General features: G+C 68.9%; 20 protein-coding genes and 2 pseudogenes. 13 read left to right on the top strand and 9 right to left on the bottom strand.

What is annotated here, in order from left to right; genetic code table 11:
- Positions 1 to 101: 101 nt before the first annotated feature.
- Entirely contained in the window at positions 102 to 422 is a 321-nt protein-coding gene (locus ACTWP9_RS25895) for a hypothetical protein (RefSeq protein WP_443248716.1), read from the bottom strand.
- A 225-nt stretch (positions 423 to 647) separates the two neighbouring features.
- On the opposite strand from ACTWP9_RS25895, the gene ACTWP9_RS25890 reads away from it, so the two are divergent.
- Positions 648 to 809, top strand: a complete 162-nt coding sequence (locus ACTWP9_RS25890) for a hypothetical protein (RefSeq protein WP_443248672.1) — start codon at positions 648 to 650, stop codon at positions 807 to 809.
- Positions 810 to 846: 37 nt separating this feature from the next.
- Here the strand turns inward: ACTWP9_RS25890 and ACTWP9_RS25885 are convergent.
- Positions 847 to 1,152: pseudogene (locus ACTWP9_RS25885) on the bottom strand (carboxymuconolactone decarboxylase family protein); the annotation flags it as partial.
- A gap of 113 nt (positions 1,153 to 1,265) precedes the next feature.
- On the opposite strand from ACTWP9_RS25885, the gene ACTWP9_RS25880 reads away from it, so the two are divergent.
- The 3 genes from ACTWP9_RS25880 to ACTWP9_RS25870 all read left to right on the top strand — a co-directional run bounded on the left by ACTWP9_RS25880 (position 1,266) and on the right by ACTWP9_RS25870 (position 3,123).
- Positions 1,266 to 1,640, top strand: coding sequence for an ArsR/SmtB family transcription factor (locus ACTWP9_RS25880; RefSeq protein WP_443248671.1), 375 nt, complete (start codon positions 1,266 to 1,268; stop codon positions 1,638 to 1,640).
- A gap of 96 nt (positions 1,641 to 1,736) precedes the next feature.
- Complete coding sequence (locus ACTWP9_RS25875; protein ID WP_443248715.1) at positions 1,737 to 2,210, top strand: GNAT family N-acetyltransferase; 474 nt, start codon at positions 1,737 to 1,739, stop codon at positions 2,208 to 2,210.
- 244 nt (positions 2,211 to 2,454) lie between these two features.
- On the top strand, positions 2,455 to 3,123 hold the full coding sequence (locus ACTWP9_RS25870) for a hypothetical protein (protein ID WP_443248670.1): 669 nt from the start codon (positions 2,455 to 2,457) through the stop codon (positions 3,121 to 3,123).
- A gap of 302 nt (positions 3,124 to 3,425) precedes the next feature.
- Here the strand turns inward: ACTWP9_RS25870 and ACTWP9_RS25865 are convergent, their stop codons facing one another.
- Positions 3,426 to 3,779, bottom strand: coding sequence for a hypothetical protein (locus tag ACTWP9_RS25865; RefSeq protein ID WP_443248669.1), 354 nt, complete (start codon positions 3,777 to 3,779; stop codon positions 3,426 to 3,428).
- 521 nt (positions 3,780 to 4,300) lie between these two features.
- On the opposite strand from ACTWP9_RS25865, the gene ACTWP9_RS25860 reads away from it, so the two are divergent.
- A complete protein-coding gene (locus ACTWP9_RS25860; RefSeq protein ID WP_443248668.1) occupies positions 4,301 to 5,668 on the top strand; it encodes a WD40 repeat domain-containing protein in 1,368 nt (455 codons plus the stop codon).
- 94 nt (positions 5,669 to 5,762) lie between these two features.
- Here ACTWP9_RS25860 and ACTWP9_RS25855 read toward each other — a convergent pair whose 3' ends face one another.
- Positions 5,763 to 6,782, bottom strand: a complete 1,020-nt coding sequence (locus ACTWP9_RS25855; protein ID WP_443248667.1) for a glycoside hydrolase family 16 protein — start codon at positions 6,780 to 6,782, stop codon at positions 5,763 to 5,765.
- Between the two features lie 383 nt (positions 6,783 to 7,165).
- Between ACTWP9_RS25855 and ACTWP9_RS25850 the strand changes: the two genes are divergently transcribed.
- Positions 7,166 to 8,041 (top strand): alpha/beta fold hydrolase, encoded by an 876-nt coding sequence (locus ACTWP9_RS25850; RefSeq protein WP_443248666.1) that lies wholly within the window; start codon positions 7,166 to 7,168, stop codon positions 8,039 to 8,041.
- Between the two features lie 209 nt (positions 8,042 to 8,250).
- Here the strand turns inward: ACTWP9_RS25850 and ACTWP9_RS25845 are convergent, their stop codons facing one another.
- Genes ACTWP9_RS25845 through glyA form a run of 5 tightly spaced genes read right to left on the bottom strand, consistent with a single transcriptional unit; the run spans position 8,251 to position 14,642 of the window.
- A complete protein-coding gene (locus ACTWP9_RS25845) occupies positions 8,251 to 8,886 on the bottom strand; it encodes a sarcosine oxidase subunit gamma (RefSeq protein ID WP_443248665.1) in 636 nt (211 codons plus the stop codon).
- The gene (locus ACTWP9_RS25840; protein WP_443248664.1) at positions 8,879 to 11,791 is read right to left on the bottom strand and encodes a sarcosine oxidase subunit alpha family protein; all 2,913 of its coding nucleotides are present in this window, start codon (positions 11,789 to 11,791) and stop codon (positions 8,879 to 8,881) included. The genes ACTWP9_RS25845 and ACTWP9_RS25840 overlap by 8 nt, the downstream gene beginning before the upstream one ends.
- Positions 11,788 to 12,084 (bottom strand): sarcosine oxidase subunit delta, encoded by a 297-nt coding sequence (locus ACTWP9_RS25835; protein WP_443248663.1) that lies wholly within the window; start codon positions 12,082 to 12,084, stop codon positions 11,788 to 11,790. The genes ACTWP9_RS25840 and ACTWP9_RS25835 overlap by 4 nt, the downstream gene beginning before the upstream one ends.
- A gap of 10 nt (positions 12,085 to 12,094) precedes the next feature.
- Positions 12,095 to 13,315 carry a sarcosine oxidase subunit beta family protein gene (locus tag ACTWP9_RS25830; protein ID WP_443248662.1) on the bottom strand — a complete coding sequence of 407 codons (1,221 nt, stop codon included), beginning with the start codon at positions 13,313 to 13,315 and terminating at the stop codon, positions 12,095 to 12,097.
- A gap of 13 nt (positions 13,316 to 13,328) precedes the next feature.
- Positions 13,329 to 14,642 carry a serine hydroxymethyltransferase gene (gene glyA, locus ACTWP9_RS25825; protein ID WP_443248661.1) on the bottom strand — a complete coding sequence of 438 codons (1,314 nt, stop codon included), beginning with the start codon at positions 14,640 to 14,642 and terminating at the stop codon, positions 13,329 to 13,331.
- Positions 14,643 to 14,736: 94 nt separating this feature from the next.
- Between glyA and ACTWP9_RS25820 the strand changes: the two genes are divergently transcribed.
- From ACTWP9_RS25820 to ACTWP9_RS25790, 7 genes and pseudogenes are all read left to right on the top strand, one after another.
- Entirely contained in the window at positions 14,737 to 15,402 is a 666-nt protein-coding gene (locus ACTWP9_RS25820; RefSeq protein WP_443248660.1) for a GntR family transcriptional regulator, read from the top strand.
- A 64-nt stretch (positions 15,403 to 15,466) separates the two neighbouring features.
- Entirely contained in the window at positions 15,467 to 15,838 is a 372-nt protein-coding gene (locus tag ACTWP9_RS25815) for a hypothetical protein (RefSeq protein ID WP_443248659.1), read from the top strand.
- A 234-nt stretch (positions 15,839 to 16,072) separates the two neighbouring features.
- Positions 16,073 to 16,594 (top strand): DUF2231 domain-containing protein, encoded by a 522-nt coding sequence (locus tag ACTWP9_RS25810; RefSeq protein WP_443248658.1) that lies wholly within the window; start codon positions 16,073 to 16,075, stop codon positions 16,592 to 16,594.
- Between the two features lie 250 nt (positions 16,595 to 16,844).
- Positions 16,845 to 17,024, top strand: a pseudogene (locus tag ACTWP9_RS25805) (hypothetical protein); the annotation flags it as partial.
- Between the two features lie 258 nt (positions 17,025 to 17,282).
- Positions 17,283 to 18,764, top strand: a complete 1,482-nt coding sequence (locus ACTWP9_RS25800; protein ID WP_443248657.1) for an NCS1 family nucleobase:cation symporter-1 — start codon at positions 17,283 to 17,285, stop codon at positions 18,762 to 18,764.
- 23 nt (positions 18,765 to 18,787) lie between these two features.
- The gene (locus ACTWP9_RS25795; RefSeq protein ID WP_443248656.1) at positions 18,788 to 19,513 is read left to right on the top strand and encodes an aspartate/glutamate racemase family protein; all 726 of its coding nucleotides are present in this window, start codon (positions 18,788 to 18,790) and stop codon (positions 19,511 to 19,513) included.
- 64 nt (positions 19,514 to 19,577) lie between these two features.
- The gene (locus tag ACTWP9_RS25790; protein WP_443248655.1) at positions 19,578 to 20,072 is read left to right on the top strand and encodes a hypothetical protein; all 495 of its coding nucleotides are present in this window, start codon (positions 19,578 to 19,580) and stop codon (positions 20,070 to 20,072) included.
- Positions 20,073 to 20,074: the final 2 nt, after the last annotated feature.

The raw sequence follows: 20,074 nt of genomic DNA, 5'->3' as shown, positions 1-20,074 counted from the left end.
GAGCGGCGCGGTCCCGTTCTCTCTGTCCACCGAGGGTTGTCGGTGGCTGGCCGAGGGCGGGATGCACGCCACCCTGGCGCGATCCGCGGTCCGGCCTTTCCTCAGGCCCGCTCCTGGAGCCGTGACGGCCGGGCCGCGATCTGCCGACGGGCAGGGCCCCACACCGCCTCGAACTCCTCGGAGGTCAGCTGCTCGGGGTCGTGGCCTTCCCACTCTGAGACAGGCGGTTCGGCTGTGATGCCGAACCTGCTGTCGTACTCGTCGACGCGGCCCGCGCCGCGGGCCTGCTGCCATTCGTCGAGCGAGGCGGCTGCGATCGGGATCAGCTCAGGCCCCTGGAGTTCGACCTGTCGGGTCACCCAACCTTCGGCATCCACCTCGAAGTAGAACCAGACGTCTTCCTCGTCCCAGTAGCAGCGCATCCATGTCGTCACCGGTCCATGATGACGGGCCTTCTCGGCGCCTCAAGTCGTACGGCGCTGGCCACCTGCCGGCGATGGTCAACTCCTGCGCGGTCGCCGCTGAAAGCACGATGACTGAGTTTCGGCAGCTGAGGTGGGAGGACCTGGGGCAGCTGACACGCGGGGGAGCTGTCCGGCCGCATCGAGCAGGAGAGCGCCTACTGGGAGGCCCTTCCCGCGGACGGGATGACTGAGCAGCACGTACTGGCCTTCGCCGAGTTCACGAAGATCGCGCGGATGGCTCTCGATCCCGCGGACCTGGTCGCCCACGTCGACAGCCTTCTTCGTGGACAGGACGACGGGTACATGGACCAGAAACCCGTATGCGGCCTCCCGGAGGAACAGTGACCGGCGCGGACCCGTTCACCTCGGACGGCACTCCTGGTCATCCGAACTGGCCGGGCCGGTAGTCACCGGCGGGCATTCGGAGCATGACGTTCCCGCGGTTGAAGGCATTGATGACGGTGACGACACCCACCAGAGCGCCGAGTTGGTCCTCGTCGTAGTGCTTGGCGACCCTCACCCAGACCTCGTCCGGGACGCGTCCGGCCGCATCGGCGATGCAGGTGGCCTCCTCCGTCAGCTCCAGCGCCGCGCACTCGGCCTCGGTGAACACCGTGGCCTCCCACCAGGCCGCAACCAGGTTGAGGCGCTCCGCGGACTCTCCGGCGTGCACGGCGTCCTTGAAGTGGGCGCACCGCGAGTGTCGGCAGTGACGCCGTCCGTATCGCACGCCACCTGGCAATACACCTCGTGAGCCGCTGCCGCTGGCCCATCTGGTTCGATGTGTGTCAACATAGATGTATGTCGAACACCAGGGTGCTTCCGTCGGCCGGGGCCTCCGACCAGGGCATGGCGCCGTGCTGCCCGCCGCTGACCGAGCGGCCTTTCACGGCGCAGGAGGCGGAGATCGCCGCGCCGATGTTCAAGGCGCTCGGCGATCCGGTGCGGCTGCGGCTGTTCTCCGCTGTCGCTTCCCATGAGGGTGGCGAGGCGTGTGTGTGCGACATCGCCGACGTCGGCGTCTCCCAGCCGACCGTCTCCCACCACCTGAAGAAGCTCAAGGAAGCCGGCCTGCTCACCTCCGAGCGGCGCGGGACCTGGGTCTACTATCGCGTCGAGCCCTCCGTGTTCGCGGCAATGGGAAAGCTGCTGACCGCCCCGCCGCACGCGGCCTGAAGCAACGCAGGAGGAGTCGTGTCGAGCGGATCGGGTACAGCGAGTGGATCGGGTACAGCGAACGGATCGGGTACGGCGAGCGCGGTGATCGCGCCCATGGGGGCCGAGCACGCCGACCAGGTCCTGGTGATCTACCAGGCGGGCATCGACGAAGGGAACGCGACCTTCGAGACCCGCGCACCAGGGTGGGAATCGTTCGATACGGCGAAACTGCCCGCGCACCGCTTCGTCGCTCTCGACGAGGACGGAGCGGTGCTGGGCTGGATTGCGGCCACCCGAGTCTCAGACCGGTGCGCGTACGCCGGAGTGGTCGAGCACTCCGTCTACGTCCACCCCCACGCGCGGGGACGCGGTATCGCCTCGGCCCTGCTCAAAGCGCTCATCGACTCCACCGAAGCGGCCGACATCTGGACCATCCAGTCCGGGATCTTCCCCGAGAACACCGCCAGCCTCGCCCTGCACCAGCGTGCGGGATTCCGGTCCATCGGAATCCGCGAGCGCATCGGCCGCCACCACGGCCGCTGGCGCGACGTCGTACTCATCGAGCGCCGCAGCCCCCTCATCTCCTGACCGCTGGTGCGAGCAGCGCCGAGTTGATTGCAAACAGGGGGACGGATGACACGCCCCGGCTCAGCGCGGCCACCCTGCGCCCTGCGCCCTGCACCTTGTGCCGACGGCGAAGGTGCGTTCACCGAGAAGTGTCTGCTCGTACGCAGGAAAGCGCCTGCGACCGGACCCCTCCCCCGGCTCGCCGGATAGGTTTCCGCAGGGCGGCTCGGGCACCGGAGTCCGGGCGTGGAGGCGGGGAGGTCTCGTGGCGGGGACGCGGATGTCGCGGCACATACCGAGCCGGGGGCTGGTCGCTCGGGGACTTCTGGGAGCAGTCGGCGGCCTGGCGCTGGCCGCGCTGTGGATCGGCTCCAGCGCGTTGGTGACAGACCGCTCGTCCGGCGCGGAAGGCCCGGCCGTCCTCGGCGTCGTGATCTTCATGACGGGCCTCGCCGGCATGATCGCCGTGGGGCTCCTGGGCCTCCGCTGGCCCTACTCGATCGCGGTGGGGGTGTTGACCGTCCTGATGGTGATGCCGTTCGGGTTCTACGGCGACGCCGTTCTCGACCGGCGCGGGGAGCAGGTGACGGCCGTGGTTTCAGACCTCCGCGTCTCCGTATCGCAGCCAAGTGGTACCACCAGCCGGATCTGCCGGGCCCGCCTGCCGGACGGAACCGAGGCGGACGTCACCGGTTCGGGATGCGACGAGGACACCCGGACCGGCGACCGGCTGACCGTCCACCAGGACCCGGAGGGCCGGGTGGCCGCCAAACTCGAAGTCCAGATGACGGCCGGGCCGCTGATGTGGCTTGTCGGAGCGTGTGTGGCCGGGCTCATCACGCTGGGGGCCCGGATCGGTGTCCACGTGGGTCGCCGGCAGCACCGCACCGTACGCGAAGATCCGCCGCAGTCAGTGCCTGTAGCCCATGGCTGAGTACGGCTGGTCGGCATGGTGTATGCCCAGGAGCTCCGCTGCCTGGTGCTGCATGTGCGCGGCGGCCGTCTGGGCCTCCGCCACAACGTCGCCTCTTTCTCGCACCAGTTCCTCATAGATCGGTAGGAGATCTGTTTCGTTGGGAGTGCGTATCACCGCACCAGCCCTTTCGCTGTCGTGCTCTTCCCGCAGCGGCGGCCTGAGCAAGATGTCGGCTGCCTTACGGCAAACCTGAGCAGCCACGCCCTGAGGATTCCGCGCGCTCGCTGTTCATGCCGGAGAGGACGAGTGTCCGTAATGCGTCAGGCCCGATTGATCCGGGCAGCGATCCCGTGGCCGATCAGCAAATAGATGACGGCCGGCAGACCGTAATTGAGAACAACACGCAGACCCTCTGTGTCCATCGTGAAAATGTCCTGTGCCCATCCGGACAGCCAGTCCGCCGTTCCGTGCACGAACTCGACGAAGGGGTTTGCTTGATTCGCGTCGAGCAGGTAGAGCACGATCCACAGGCCCAGCACACCGGCCGCCACGTCTGCGACCGTGCAGATCGTAATGGCTGTCCTCCGCGCAGTTGCCTGGTTACGCGCGGAGCGGTCGGGGCCCGAGGGCTGGCCGTACGTCTGGTATCCGGAAGCCGGGCCGGTGCTGTTCACAAGGAATCCCATCTGACGCGCTTGTCGGGCGGGTCGCCCAGGTTATGAGATGCAGTCTCGGACGACCCCGCTTCTGCCTGCTTCAGCGTCTTGCAATCGTCCCCGTGTTACACCCGCCTTCTGCCGCAGCACAAATATGGCGGCCTATTCGGTCACATCCCCACATGTTCCCCCTGTGGGGTTCGAATGGTTCGGAAGAAGGCGTCTTTTCAGTACACCGAACATTGATCGTGCTCTTGCTGATCAAGGGCGGGCGGCGCGGACCTGCCAGGTTGCTGGGCGGCCAGGAACGTGGCAGGCACCCGACGTGGCACAACCTCGCCATCGGAACCGCGTGAGGTGTCTGCGGACCCTCTCGGCGGAACCACCATTCCCGATCCATTCTGAAATCGTGGATCCTGCAGCCCCGAAGCACGTCGGCGCACGCTGATCGTCCTCCGGTTTCGAGACGCAGGAGAGCCTTTGTCCATCCATCCTTCTACGACGTGCGAGTGCTCGCCCTGGCCCCCGACCGGCGGCGTGTGAGATTTCGGATCTTCGTTGTCGACTACGACGTCGAGCGCCGGTGGCATGCCGAACTGCCGGAAGACCCCGGCTTCTTCCTGTCGCTGCTGTGGGAGAGCGCGGCCGACGGCGGCGGTCCACTCGGCGATTTCTTCACCTGGCGAGAGCCCGAGAACGACGGCTGGCTCGCCGTGAACACCCGGTGGTTCGTCGAAAGCGTCGAACGTGTCGCCGTGCGCAACTATCCGCTGTCCGACCAGGACTGGGCGCACATCGATACCCTCCAAGAAGAGGGGATTCACCAACGAGACGACGGCTGGCCGGATGAGGGCCTTCTCGTGCAGGCCGACTACGAGGTGCAGGTCACCGACCCACGCTGGCTGGAGCATCTGTGGCCCGGCCTGAGCTGGGAGACCGGGTATTACCCGGACCCAACCCGCCGGCTGCGCGCCGAGGATGCCCCGCACGTACCGGATCTCACAGAACCGGAGGCCGTCCTCACTCCGTTCGCCGGGTCCGACTGTTCCGACTCCATCGTGGTGCTGGCCTTCTCCGACGACGGCCGCTTTCTCGCTGTCACCAGCGAGGACGGCGAACTGGCCGTTTACGACGCGGACAACCGGTCCGAGCGGCTCCGCGTGTCACCTGTCTCGGCCGGCCGGGACATCATGTGGGTGCCGGGGCGGCATGTGGTCACACTCAAGGAGGACGAGGACGACGAGGTTCGCCCGTGGGCCTACGACCTCGACGCCGATACCGAGACCGACATTCCGGTGGAGCCGGGCCGCGTACGCTCGCGCACCGGCTGCTTCCGGGTCGAGTACGGCGACGGCGGCCAAGTGCACTTCGTCTCTGGGCAGTCCTCGCCCGATCGCACGGTACGGCTCGGTGACGAATCCGCCGGCCGGATCAGGGACGTGACCTTCAGCGCGGACGAGACCCGGATGTTCGTGGCCCACGACTCGAAGGTGCACGTGATCGAGCCCGCCACCGGCAGGGTCCTGGACACCATCACTGTGCCGGGCGACTGGCTGAACTCGCTGGCGGCGAGCCCGGACGGCGCGTATCTGGCCGTGCGACGGAGGACTGGACCGATGAGCGGAAGTGCACACCTGACCTCTACCGGGTCGCCGACCGTGAGCTCATCATGCGACGCCCTACGAGGGACCGCGCACAGGCCGGGATCAGTGCCCAGTCCCTCGCGTGGTCACCCGACGGCGCCCGGCTGGCGGCCATCGTCGAGAACGAAATTCATCTCTTCCGCGTCGGCCTGCCAGCCGAGCCACCAGCCCGTCTCAAGCTCGCCCAGCACTACAGAGATCAGGGATGACGCGTCGGCAGGCACGGTCTTCCACTCGGATCACGGGGCGTCGAGAACTCCATGATCTTGGAAGCTCGGCAACCTGAAGAAGGGCACCGCGACGGCCGGCCGGTCCGTCCGGGCTCTCCCGGGCGGACCGGCGGATGGGCGCGGTTGAGTCAGCGTGCAGGGGCGGTGACGTCCACGGCGACGTGGTCGACGAGCAGGGAGCCGCCGGGCGCGGTGGCGTCGGTGGGAGTCGCGTGGCCGGCGGCCTTGTCCGGGAACGCGCCTCCCATTGCCAGGTTGAGCAGGATGAAGTGACCGTGATCGGTGGCGTTCTTCCAGGTGGCGGCGTCCACGTCGGATTCCCGCACGGTGTGGAACAGCTGCCCGTCCTGGTACCAGCGCAGTTCTTCTGCCGAGCCGGTGCGATCGAGTTCCAGCGCGTAGTCGTGGAAGCCGCCCTGGCATGTGCCGCCGCAGTTGGCGCTGTCGCCGATGCCCGTGGTCTCGTTGCAGGGGCCACCGGGGTTGACGCCGCAGTGGAGGACGCCGTGCGCCTCGCTCTGGCCGTTGACGTTCTCCATGATGTCGAACTCACCGACGCCGGGCCAGTTCTGGTAGTTGCCCCGGTAGTCGGCGCCCAGCGTCCAGAAGGCCGGCCAGTAGCCCTTTGCCGCGTCCCCGGAGACCTCAGGGAGCTTGAGCCGCGCCGAGATGCGCATCTTGCCGCCCTCGGGCGCCGCGAAGTCCGTACGCCGGGTCTCGATGCGGGCCGACGTCCAGGAGTTGCCCTCCTTGCGGGCGGTGATCTTCAGGTGTCCGTCACCGTCGAGCTGGAGATTCTCCGGCTTGTCGGTGTACGTCTGCACCTCTCCGGTGCCCCAGTTGGGCGGGCCGCCGGGATAGCTGGTGCCCTTGTCGATGATCCAGTCGTCCCCGGACGGCAGGGAGCCGGCGGCACCGTCGAAGTCGGTCCGCCACACCTCCTGCGTGATCCCTGCTCCCTTGGCCTGCTTTGCGTTGGTGTCCTGTGCTGCGCGCTGCGCTGACGACGTCTCTTCGGCCTGCGCCGTGGGGAGTGCCAGCGCACCGAGAGCCGTCAGCGCCGCGGCCAAGGCGGCCAGCCGGGACCGGCGGTAGCTGCTGTGACCGTTACCGCTGTCGCTGCTACTACTCCTGTAAGGCGTGAACATGACAATGCGCTCCTTGGTTGTGTGGGGGGTGAGCGCTCTCTCAGCGAGCAATGTGTCGAAGACTTGAACGAGCGTCAAGACTCCCGGTCAAGTGCTCGTCAAAACAGGCCAAGTTCCCGTCACAAGCTGAACGGTCGCGGCCCACTCCCGGCGATGGGCCTGCCGACGGACAAAGGCAGCCAGGGCCCGCTGTGGGTTCATTCGCTTACCTTGATCGTCTTCATGGTGAGGTGGGAGCACCGCTACAAGCCCATCTCCCATGCGAGCGGCGCATGGGGCCCCCACGAACAGCACTTCAGCCCGCTCGCCGGCCTCCTCGTCCACCACCGAGCTCACGGCACCGCGCCTGAGCAGCCAGATGCGGGTGTGCCATCCTGCCCGTTGTGACTACCGCTGAGTATGCCGAGCTCGAGCCGCTGGCCGAGGTCCACAGCTCCGACGGGGAGCGCTTCCCGCTGCACGGGCTGCGCTTCGGCGGGGAGCCGAAGCGGCCCGTCGTGCTGATCGCCTCGGCCATGGGCACGCCGGGTGGGTTCTACCGTCGGCTCATACGGGAGTTGCACGGCGCCGGGGTGACCGCTGCCGTGTATGACTTCCGATGGCAGGGGGAACGGGCGCCGGACGGGCGGGCGTGCGGGTACCGGGAGCTGGTGGACGACCTGCGGGCCGCGCTCACCGCCGTACGGAAGGAGTTCCCCACCTCGCCTGTCGTCGTGCTCGGGCACAGCCTGGGCGGGCAACTCGCGCTGCTCCAGGCCGCGGAGGCGGCAGCGGCCGGGGAGCGGGGGCCGGACGCTGTCGCGCTGGTCGCGTCCGCGTCCGTGTATCACCGCGCGTTCGGGCTCCGCTCGCCCGGCATGCTGGCGTTCGGGGCGTTCATGGTGGCGTACGCGACGGCACGGGGGCGCTGGCCCGGATTCGTGTTCGGCGGGCTCCAGCCGCCGGGCGTCATCCGGGACTGGGCCTTCCAGTCCCGGACCGGCCGCTACCGCCTGCCCCCGCACGGGGAACGCGTCGAGGAGCGGCTGCGCGAGCTGCGGCTGCCGGTGCTCTCGGTGAGCGTGGAGGGCGACTCCTTCGCCCCGCCCCGCGCCCAGGCACACCTGTGCGCCAAGGTGCCGGGGGCCGAGCTGGAGCACTGGCACTACGCCGCCGAGCTCGCGGGCACCGACCGGCTCGACCACTTCCGCTGGGCCCGGCACGGCGGGGCGCTGGCCGGGCGGGTGACGGAGTGGGCGGGACGGGTGACGGCCGCTTGACGCAATGGCACGCGGTCGTACCTCGGGCATGAACTTGCCGCGGGGCATGAACTTGCCGCGCCGAACGCGCATTTGAGCCGGATTCGTTGTGTTGCGTGGCGCAGTACCGCGCCCTGGGCATCACCCCCGGCTCGGGAGCCTTGGACGGGTGCGCACGGCCGGGGGTGGCCGGATGAGTTGGCGGAGATGCTGCGGCGCACCGGGCGGGCTCAGGGCAGCTCCGGGCTGCGGTACTCGCTCATCGCGTCGATGAGCCAGCGCGCCAGGTAGTCGGCGAACGAGGACCGCGGGAACAGCCGGTACGTCGGTACGTCATCGACCTGCCAGAGCAGCACCGCAACGGGTCCCACCGTGGTCGACACCGCCTGGCCGGGGCCGAAGGCCCGGGGATGGAGGTCCAGCGGGCAGCCCTTCTCCAGCACCTGCCGAGCGGCCTGGCCGCTCAGCTCCAGCGTGGTGCGGTTCGCCGAGACGTCCACCACCGAGCCCGGGTCTCCTTCGAGTGCCTCCCGCAACTCTGCGGCGACAGCGGGCCCGTCGGCATGGGAGAGCACGAGCCACTCGTCGGGTCCGAGCCAGAGGACCGTGTGGGAGCCGGATGCGGTGGTGTGGCCGCACTGCCGCGGGAGCGGCGCCGCCAGGGTCTTCTCGATACGGTCGGCCGCCTCGGAGGCGGGGGCGACGCGCAGGTTCACCATGGTGAGGAACGGCCGCTCGGTCAGCGCGACGCCGCGGGTGCCGGTTACCGTGGCGGCACGCATCCGCTCCTCCAGATGTCCCAGGGGGCTGCTGCGCAGTGCCATCGGGCCTGCGCCTGCGCCTGCGTCGATCGTCGGCTCAGCCATCTCGCTTGGTCCCTTCGGGGTCGTAGAGGACGGAGTCGGCCACCAGTACGGGCACCAGGTCCTCCCCCACCGGGGCGAGCAGGGTCTCGCCGATCCTTGCCCTCCCGTCGGCGACGAGGGCGAGGGCGAAGGGGCGGCCGAGCGCCGGGCTGTGGTAGCTGGAGGTGACATGGCCCAGCATCGGCACCGGCCCGGCCTCGGGCGTGAGGGGCACGTTCGGCGCGACGAGTTGGGTGCCCTCGGGCAGCCGGGTCCTGCGATCGCTCGGCAGCAGGCCGACCAGCTGCTTGCGGTCGGCGCGGGAGGTGTCGGCGCGGGAGTAGGACCGGTTTCCGACGAAGTCCTTCCGCTTGGAGACCGCCCAGGACATGCCCGCGTCCTGCGGGGTGACGGTGCCGTCGGTGTCCTGGCCGACGATGATGTAGCCCTTCTCGGCCCGCAGGACGTGCATGGTCTCGGTGCCGTACGGGGTGATGTCGTACGGCCGGCCGATCGCATACACCTCGTCCCAGACAGCCGGGCCGTACCACGCGGAGACGTTGATCTCGTAGGCGAGTTCGCCGGAGAAGGAGATCCGGCAGATGCGGGCGGGGATGCCGGAGGCCAGGGTGGTCTCGCGGAACGCCATGAACGGGAAGGACTCGTTCGACAGATCGACCTCGGGCGCGAGATGGGCGACGACCTCGCGCGACTGGGGGCCGACGACGGCGATCGTCGCCCACTGTTCGGTCACCGAGGTGCAGTGGACGTCGAGTTCGGGCCACTCGGTCTGCAGCCACTCCTCCAGCCAGTCCAGGACCGCGGCGGCGTTGCCGGTCGTGGTGGTCATGAAGTAGCGGTTGTCGTCGAGGCGCAGCGTCACGCCGTCGTCGAAGATCATCCCGTCGGGCTTGCACATGACGCCGTAGCGGGCCATGCCGGGCTTGAGCTTCTTGAAGGCGTTCGTGTAGAGGCGGTTGAGGAACTCGCCCGCGTCCGCACCCAAGATCTCGATCTTGCCGAGGGTGGAGGCGTCCATGAACGCCACCCCCTCGCGGGCCGCGCGGCACTCGCGGGCCACGGCGGTGTCCATGTCCTCACCAGGCAGGGGGTAGTACCAGGGGCGCTTCCACTGCCCGACGTCCTCGAACAGCGCCCCGTGCGCGACGTGCCAACTATGGATGGAGGTCGTGCGCTCCGGGTCGAACAACGCGCCGCGCTCGCGCCCGGCCAGCGCTGCGAAGGCCACCGGTGTGTACGGCGCCCGGTAGGCCGTGGTGCCGATCTCTCCGGGCGATGCGCCCGTGCCGAGGGCCTCGGCGATCACACCGATCGCGTTGACGCCGGACGTCTTGCCCTGGTCGTTCGCGGTGCCGAGCGAGGTGTAGCGCTTGACGTGCTCGACCCCGCGCATCCCGGCTCGGGTGGACCGCCAGACGTCGGCGACGGTGACATCGCGCTGCAGATCGACGAAGTGAGTGTCCCAGCTGCCGGGTTCGCCGTCGGGGCCGGGTACCAGCCACAGTGCGCGCACCGGGCCGGCTCCGGGACGCGCATCGCCGGACGAGGGCACGGGAACCGGGAACCCGGCCTCCGTCGCGGCCCACGCACCGGCCCGCGCCCCGTCGGCGAGACAGCCGTCGAGGCCGTACGTCCCGCGGGCCGCACCGGCGATCTGCTGGTCCCGTACGGTGCCGTCGGGGACGAAGGCGACCAGGTCCTCGTCCCAGCGCAGTCGGCCCTGGCGCTGGCTGTGCAGGTGCACCACCGGGCTCCACCCGCCCGAGACGGCGAGCAGATCGCAGTCGAACGACTCCGGGCCACCGGTGAGTTGACCGCTCTCGTCGAGGGCCTGGACGGTGACGCCGGTGAGCCGTCCGCCGCCCGCGGTGTCCACCACCGCGCTGCCCGTCAGCACCCGCACCCCGGTCGCCACGGCGACCTCGGCGGCCCGGTGGGACAGCTCCGAGCGCGCATCCACGACGGCGGCGATGTCGATCCCGGCGGCGTGGAGATCGGCGACCGTGTCGTAGGCGCTGTCGTTGGTCGTGCTCACGACGGTCCGCGAGGTCGGCACCACGGCGTATCGGTTGAGGTACGAGCGCACGGCCGCGGCGAGCATCACCCCGGGGCGGTCGTTGCCGGCGAAGACCAGCGGACGCTCGTGAGCGCCGGTCGCCAGGACCACCTGGCGGGCCCGTATGTGCCACAGCCGCTGGCGCGAGACACCTGTGGACGGTTCGGGCGCTGCGGCTCCGAGGTGGTCGGTGCGCCGCTGGAGGGCCAGCACGTAGTTGTCGTCGTAACTGCCGAACGCCGTGGTGCGCTGGAGGACAACGGCCTCGGGGGCGGCGTCGAGCGCTGCGCGGACCTCAGTGACCCACTCCAGCGCTGTCTGCGCGCCGACCGTCTCGGTACGCCCGGAGAGCAGCGAACCGCCGGGCTCGGACTGGTCGTCGACGAGGATCACGCGGGCGCCGGAGCCTGCGGCAGCGGCGGCGGCTGCGAGCCCGGCCGGTCCGGCGCCGACGACGAGGACGTCGGTGTGCACGTACTTCTTGTCGTAGACGGCGGGGTCGGTGGCCGGGTCGAGCCGCCCCATCCCGGACAGCGTCGTGGCGGCCAGCCCTTCGTACAGTTCGACGGTTGTGGCCGGGAGCATGCCCTCCGAGCACGGGCCGTCGAGCTGCAACAGGGCGTTGGGCTCCTCGACACCTGCGGCGACGATGCCGCGCGGGCGGCCGCGGTAGATCGACGGAGCGACCTCGCCGAGCCCGTTCGCCAGCATCGCCGAGGCGACGGTGTCTCCGGGGTGCCCTGTCAGTTCCCGCCCGTCGACGGTGAACCGCAGCACGGCGTCGCGGTCGATGCGGCCCCCTTGCCGGAGCCGGCAGTGCTGATCGGGCTGGTGGGACTGGTCGGTCATCGGTTCCCTCCGGCCTGGGGCAGATCGGCGCGTGGCTCGTCGAGCCGGTAGGCGGCGAGCACCTCATAGGTGACGGTGTCCCGCAGAGTGTTGAACCAGCGGCGGCAGCCGGCGCTGTGCATCCACCGCTCGGCGAAGGGGCCCTTGGGGTTGTCCCGGTAGAAGACGTACTCGGCCCACTGCTCATCGGTGAGGTCCGCGGGGGTCTCGGGGTAGGGGACATGGGCCTGTCCCCCGTAGTGGTACTCGGTCTCGTTCCGTGGACCGCACCATGGACAGGTGATCAGCAGCACGGCATCCTCCTCAGTGGGCCACGGCCGCGGCGCCGTGTTCGTCGATCAGTGCGCCCGTCGTGAAACGTTCGAGGGCGAACGGGGCGTTCAGCGGATGCGGCTCGCCGGTGGCGATGGTGTGTGCGAAGGTCCAGCCGGCGGCCGGGGTGGCCTTGAATCCGCCGGTGCCCCAGCCGCAGTTGACATAGAGGTTCTCGACGGGGGTGCTACCGATGACCGGGGAGGCGTCGGGGGTGACGTCGACGATGCCGCCCCAGGTCCGCAGCACGTGCGCACGGGCGAAGACGGGGAACAGTTCGACGGCGGCGGCCATCTGGTGCTCGATCACATGGAAGGAGCCGCGCTGCCCGTAGCCGTTGTACGCATCGACGCCGGCGCCCAGCACCAGCTCGCCCTTGTGTGCCTGGGAGACGTAGACGTGCACATGGTTGGACATCACCACGGTGGGGTGCACCGGCTCGTGCAGCTCGGAGACCAGCGCCTGGAGTGGATGGGACTGCACCGGCAGCCGGAATCCCGCCCGCTCGGCCAGCTCGCTGCTGTGCCCTGCCGCCGCGAGGCCGACCCGGCCGGCGCGGATGCGGCCGCGGTTGGTTTCGACGCCCACGACCCGGTCGCCGTCCTTGAGGAAGCCGGTGACCTCGCACCCCTGGATCAGATCCACGCCCATCTCGTCGGCCCGGCGGGCCAGCGCCCAGGCGACGTGGTCGTGCTTGGCGATGCCGGCGCGGGGCTGGAAGGTGGCGCCGAGGACCGGATACCGGGTGTCGGGTGAGACGTTGAGGATGGGACAGACTTTGGCGACCTCGTCCGGTTCGAGCCACTGGGCGTCGACTCCGTTGAGGCGGTTGGCGTTGACACGGCGCACGCCCTCACGGACGTCCTGCAGGGTGTGCGCGAGGTTGAGGACGCCGCGCTGGCTGAACAGGAAGTCGTAGTCCAGCTCCTCCGGGAGCCGCTCCCACAGCTTGAGAGCGTGCTCGTACATCGCCGCGCTCTCGTCCCACAGGTAGTTGGAGCGGATGATCGTGGTGTTGCGTGCCATGTTGCCGCCGGCCAGCCAGCCCTTTTCGAGGACGGCGACGTTGGTGATGCCGTGGTTCTTGGCGAGGTAGTACGCGGTGGCCAGCCCATGGCCTCCCGCGCCGACGATGACCACGTCGTACGAGGAACGCGGCTCGGGGTTGCGCCAGAGGAAGTCCGGATGCTCCGGCAGCGGCTCGGTCGTCATGCCGCGTCTCCGTTCAGCTGGGGATGTGCAGGTGCGGATAGAGGGGGAACGCGTCGGCGAGCTTTTCGACCCGGTCACGCAGCAGGCCGGCGCGCTCGTCGCTGAGCTCCTCTTCCGTCAGAACCTGGGCGATGATGTCGGCGACCTCCCGGAACTCCGGCTCGCCGAAGCCTCGGGTGGCCAGTGCCGGGGTTCCGATCCGCAGCCCCGAGGAGACCATCGGCGGGCGGGGATCGAACGGCACCGCGTTGCGGTTGACGGTGATCCCGATGCGGTGCAGCCGGTCCTCGGCCTGCTGCCCGTCGAGCGCGGAGTTCCGCAGGTCGACGAGGACCAGATGGACTTCGGTGCCGCCGGTCAGCACCGTGATCCCGGCCTCCGCCACATCGTCGGCCAGCAGCCGTCCGGCGAGGATGCGGGCGCCGTCCAGGGTGCGCTGCTGGCGCTCCTTGAACTCCTCGCTCGCAGCCACCTTGAAGGCCACCGCCTTCGCCGCGATGACGTGCTCCAAAGGGCCGCCCTGCTGGCCCGGGAAGACCGCGGAGTTGATCTTCTTGGCGTGCTCCTTCCTGGACAGGATCACCCCACCGCGCGGGCCGCCCAGGGTCTTGTGCGTGGTGGTCGTCACGACGTCGGCGTACGGCACCGGGCTCGGGTGGAGGCCCGCAGCCACCAGCCCGGCGAAGTGCGCCATGTCGACCATCAGATACGCGCCCACCTCGTCGGCGATCCGCCGGAAGGCGGCGAAGTCCAGTCGGCGGGGATAGGCCGACCAGCCGGCGACGATCATCTTCGGCCGGTGCGCGAGAGCGAGCTGCTCGACCTCGTCCATGTCGATGCGCAGATCGGACTCGCTCACGTGGTACGGCACGACGTTGTACAGCTTGCCGGAGAAGTTGATGCGCATGCCGTGGGTCAGATGCCCACCGTGCGCAAGGTCGAGGCCGAGGATCGTGTCGCCGGGCTTGAGCAGCGCGAACATCGCCGCGGCGTTGGCCTGGGCGCCGGAGTGCGGCTGCACGTTCGCTGCCTCGGCGCCGAACAGTTCCTTCACCCGGGCCATGGCCAACTGCTCGACGACGTCGACGTGTTCGCAGCCGCCGTAGTAGCGGCGGCCCGGGTAACCCTCGGCGTATTTGTTGGTCAGCACCGAGCCCTGGGCCTCCATGACGGCGGCCGGGGCGAAGTTCTCCGAGGCGATCATCTCGAGGGTCGACTGCTGACGGCGCAGCTCGGCGCCCACCGCGGTGGCGACATCCGGGTCGAGCTTGCTGAGCGGGAGGGAGAGGGAGGCGGTGACGGTGGTTGTCGAGGGGCTCGTTGCCATCTGTGCACCATCCTGAGAGCCAACTAAAGGACAACTGATATATCAGCCTGTGCGGTAAGGTATGGGAGCTCGCCGGACAGGTCAAGGGGGCTTCATGCAGGACGTGGCGACCGAGCTCGGCGGCGAGGAACTGTCCTTCGCCGAACGTGCCTATCGCGCCATCCGCGACCGGCTCGTCATGCTCGAGATCCGCCCGGGCGCACCGATCAACGAGGACCAGCTGGCCCAGTCCCTCGGTGTCGGACGGACGCCGGTGCGCGAGGCGCTCAAGCGGCTCCAGTACGAGCGCCTGATCACGACCTATCCCCGGCGCGGCACCTTCGCCACCGACGTCAACATCACCGACCTCGCCCATATCTCCGAGGTGCGTCAGGAGCTGGAGCCGCTGGCCGCAGGGCAGGCCGCGCGGCGCGCCACGGCCACGGACCGTACGACCCTGACGGCCCTACGGCAGCAGCTGGAGAGCGTGGATTCCCGTCGGCGCGAAGCCGCCGAGCTGATGCACCTGGACCTGCAGGTCCACCGCGCCATCTATGCCGCCACGCACAACCCGTATCTGGAGGACACCCTCGTCCGCCACGACAACCTGGCCACCCGCATCTGGTGCCTGTTCATCGACCAGCTGTCCGACGTGGCCGGTCACGTCGAAGAGCACGGCCCGTTGATCGAGGCGATCGTCGCCGGTGACGCCGACAAGGCGGCCCAGCTCGCCCGCGGTCACGTCGAGGGCTTCGAACGGGCCATTCGCGAGGCGATCTGAGACGCCGCCCGGGAGCGGCCGTCCACCAGGAGCCGGATGGTCGGTCTTCGGTAGGGTCGGACGCGTGGTGGAACCTGTGCTGCGAGCGAAGACCTGGAGCGGGGACACCTTCGAGAACCCCTCGGAGGATGACCTCTTCGACCTGCTCAGCGAAATGAACCTGAGGCACCGGTTCGTGATCGTGGAGCGCCTCGACAAGGAGCCTGCCGGCCAGCACTACATGCAGGTCTACCTCAACGACGACATGAGCTGCCAGGTCGAGTACCGCGAGGGCGGCCCGGACCAGCACTTCCAGGCTCTGGTGCCGGGCCCGTTCGAAATGTTCGGGCACGAGACCGTGGCCGTCGTGCTGCAGGACTGGGCCCGTGACCGGCCGGGATGGCGCGAGGCGCTGTGCTGGACTCCGTGGTCCCCGACGGCCGAGCCTCAACGATGAGGACCAACAGCCAGTCAAGCAGGCGCACGCGAGCGGCAACTACAACATCTGTAGCGCACAACTGTCGAACACTTGGATTCAGCTGGGAGTGAGCGGTGCACCTGGGCATCGTTGAACGCTCTGATCAGTGCTGCAACTGATCAGCCCCGTCCAGGTTGCGGAGCCCGGCTGCTGTGGGGACGCTGAGATGAGCTATCGACATGTCCGATCCGGGGGGCCTTCTTGGGAGGCTTCATGTACAGCAAGGCCACGGTCGCCGGTCACCCCGTTCATCCCATGCTGGTCGGCTTCCCGGTCGCCTGCTACACCGGAACCCTCGTGGGTTTTGCCGTGTATGCGGCCAGCGGGGACCAGTTCTGGCTCAATCTGGCGATCGCGTTGAACGTCGTGGGCGTCGGCAGCGCACTGCTCGCCGCGCTCCCCGGATTCGTCGACTGGGCCTTCGGAATTCCGCGCAGTTCGGCGGCCAAAACCGTCGGCTTGGCTCACGCCTCCCTCAATGTCATCGCTCTCGCGCTGTTCGCCATCAGCCTGGGGACCTACATCACTCACTGGAACGGCCCGGCCACCGGGGTCACTCTCGGTCTGGCCCTCACGTCGGCCGGTGTCGCCTGCACCCTCGCCGCTGGTTTCCTCGGCTGGATGCTGGTTCAGGATTATCACGTCGGCGTCCGTCTCACCCCTACGCAGGAACGCGACGAACTCGCGGTGCAGAACGTACATCAGCTCGGCGACGACCGGCGGCACGCGGCTTGACCCGCTGGGCGCCGGCAGGGCTTGTTGGCGAGCCTCTCTGAACACGTACAGGGAGGCGAGGGCTGCAGTCCCGGACCGGCCTGTGCCGCTGCCCACCCCGCAAGGAACCGTTTGACCGCCGCGCCACCGCCGACGCATCCTCCGGATGGCAGCGCGACGCGGCCCGTACGCGGGCGGAAGTCCTGGACGTCACGACGCAGGAGTTCGCTCGGCTCGGGTACACCGGCGGGCGCGTCGAGGTGATCACCGCTTCCGGGTTGCGAACCGGCACACTTTCGGCGCCCTCTTCGGCCGCGATCCGACCGCCGCCGACGGGCGGCAGCGCTACCGCACGATGCTCGGCGACGTGGTCCTCGCCTACCTGACCGGGGCCCGGCCCACGAACGCCAGGGCCTGTCCGGCGGATCAGAGCTCGGTCCGCCACCACTGATCCGCGCACTGAGGGCCCGGAAGCGTCGTCGCGCCGACGGCTGGACGTCCGGCCGCATGGCCGCATGGCCGCATGGCCGCCAGTATGAGGGGTTTCAGCCGGTCAGAGCTGGTTTGTCGGCTTGCCCAAATCTTTCCCATCCAGCTCTTGACGGTGTCGATTGGAGAAAACTACGTTCTGGCCAACGGAAATCCACTTCCATTTTATGGAAACCTCCAGAACGGTCCACGCCTCTCCCCCTCCCCCTCCGGAGCCGCTATGCCAGCCGTGGAAGAGCGGTCGTCCGTGGAAACCAGCAGCACCGCCAGCGCTGGTCTGTACACGTACGATCTCGCCCCGACGAAGAAGGAAGGGCGTCGCTGGGGCGCCTATAACGTCTTCACCCTGTGGGCCAACGACGTACACAGCCTCGGGAACTACGCGTTCGCCATCGGCCTCTTCGCGCTCGGGCTGAACGTGTGGGGCATCCTGGCGGCCTTCGCGCTCGCTTCCGTCCTGCTGTTCCTGCTCCTGACCCTCTCGGGGTTCATGGGGCACAAGACAGGCGTCCCCTTCCCGGTCATGAGCCGTATCGCGTTCGGCATCAAAGGGGCGAAAATACCGGCCGGCGTCCGAGGTGCCGTCGCCATCGCCTGGTTCGGCATCCAGACCTACCTCGCCTCTTCCGTCCTGAGCGCGCTCCTTGTGGCGATGTTCCCGGGGCTGAGGCGGATGGACGCGAACTCCCTGCTCGGCCAGTCGACGCTCGGCTGGCTCACCTTCCTGGTCCTATGGGCGCTGCAGATCGTCATCGTGAGCTACGGGATGCAGATGATCCGGCGGTACATGGCCTTCGCGGCGCCCACGACGCTGCTGACCATGTGTGCCCTGGCGGTCTGGATATTCCTCCGTGCCGACGGCTCGATCTCCCTGTCCGTCGACCAACCGCTGGCCGGCGGCGCGATGTGGCTGCAGATCCTGCAGGGCGCCGCGCTGTGGGTGGTGATCTACGGGACCTTCGTACTGAACTTCTGCGACTTCACCCGGTCCGCCAGAAGCCGCAGCTCCATCGTCCGGGGAAACGTGATCGGCATCCCGGTGAACATGCTCTTCTTCGCCGCCATCGTGGTGGTCCTCAGTGGGGCTCAGTTCAAGCTCGACGGGCACGTCATCACCAGCCCCACGGACATCGTCAGGACCATCCCGAACATGTTCCTGCTGGCGATGGCCTCGCTTGCCCTCATTGTCCTGACGGTGGCGGTGAATCTGCTGGCCAACTTCGTCGCGCCCATCTACGCGCTGGTCGACCTGTTCCCGCACCGGCTGAACTTCCGCCGGGCCGGCGTGGTGACCGGGATCCTCGGCTTGGTGATCACGCCCTGGAACCTCTACAACAGCCCGGTCGTGGTCAACTACTTCCTCGGCGGGCTCGGCGCCCTTCTGGGCCCGCTCTTCGGCGTGATCATGGCGGACTACTGGCTGCTGCGGAGGTCCCGGGTGAACGTGCCCGACCTCTACACCGCCGACACGCAGGGCGAATACCACTACCGCCGCGGCTACAACCCGCGGGCCGTCGCGGCCTTCGTGCCCAGCGCCGCAGTCGCGGTGGCGCTGGCCCTGGTGCCCTTCTTCCACTCCGTGGCCGGATTCTCCTGGTTCATCGGCGCCGCCCTCGCCGCCGCGCTGTATGCGGTCATCGCAGACCGCGCCGTACCGGTCCGGGACGTGGACGGCGAGGCCATCGCCGTTGCCGCCGAGTGAACCGGCCAGCAGAAGGCCGAACCATGCGCATCCTCGTCGTGAACGTCAACACCACGCAGTCCATCACCGACTCGATCGGTCAACAGGCCGTCGGCGCGGCGTCGCCCGGCACCGAGATCGTCCCGCTGACCCCCTCCTTCGGCGCGGAGTCCGTCGAGGGCAACTACGAGAGCTATCTCGCCGCCATAGCGGTGATGGAGACCGTCCGCGCCTACCCGGAGCCGTTCGAGGCGGTGATACAGGCCGGATACGGCGAACACGGCCGGGAAGGGCTGCAGGAACTGCTCGACGTTCCGGTCGTCGACATCACCGAAGCCGCGGCGAGCACCGCCCAGTTCCTCGGCCGCTCGTACTCCGTCGTCACCAGCCTCGACCGTACGGTCCCCCTGATCGAGGACCGCCTCCACACGGCCGGACTGAGCGCCCGGTGCGCCTCCGTACGCGCCAGCGGGCTGGCGGTGCTCGACCTGGAACAGGACGCGAAGGCCGCCGTGGAGGCCATCGCCGAGCAGGCCGCCCTCGCGGTGGAAGAGGACCGGGCGGAAGTGATCTGCCTTGGCTGCGGCGGGATGTCCGGCCTGACGGAACGCGTCGCCGAACGCACCGGGGTCCCCGTCGTCGACGGCGTGACCGCAGCCGTGAAGACCGCCGAAGCCCTCGTCGGTCTCGGGCTGTCCACGTCCAAGGTACGCACCTACGCCCGGCCGCGGCCCAAGAGGTTCCACAACTGGCCCCCAACGACCGGTTGACTCAGGCCCGTTGGAGAGGCCGAGCCAACCAGTACCGATGAAGATGCGAACGGAGGCCGAGGTCTTGACCTACCTTCACACCCGCGAAGCAGCCGAGGAATACCTGCGGGTCCGTGAGGACCTGTTCCTGGCCATGCGCACCGACCGCAACAACGGCATCGCGGCCGACGAGATCGCGTCGACCGCGGCCGGCACCTACAGCCGACCGATCATCATGGAGTACCTGTCCAGTATCGAGCTGCGGGACGAGGCCCGGGCCGCCCTCCGCGAGGAGGGGCTGGACCGCTGGGTGGGAGCGCGCTCCACCGGCGCCGGCCGCGGACCGCGTGCGGTCCTGCTGGCCCTCACATGCGAACCGGTGGAGCTGCAGGTCAGCGAACGGCACACGCTCCCGGAGCGCCTCGCCAGGGCTTTGGCGCGGGCGGGCATCGAGCCGTGCGTCACCGACCGGACCGCGCTCGCCGGCATGCTCTTCGACGGGGATGAAGTCCGTCTCCGCCGCGCGTCGTCCCAGACTTTGGTCTCCGGCGGCGGATGTGCGGCGACGCGGAATCGCTGAAG

Source organism: Streptomyces sp. 3N207, from assembly GCF_052246355.1.
Classification (GTDB): domain Bacteria; phylum Actinomycetota; class Actinomycetes; order Streptomycetales; family Streptomycetaceae; genus Streptomyces.
This window is presented reverse-complemented; position numbering and strand designations above follow the sequence as displayed.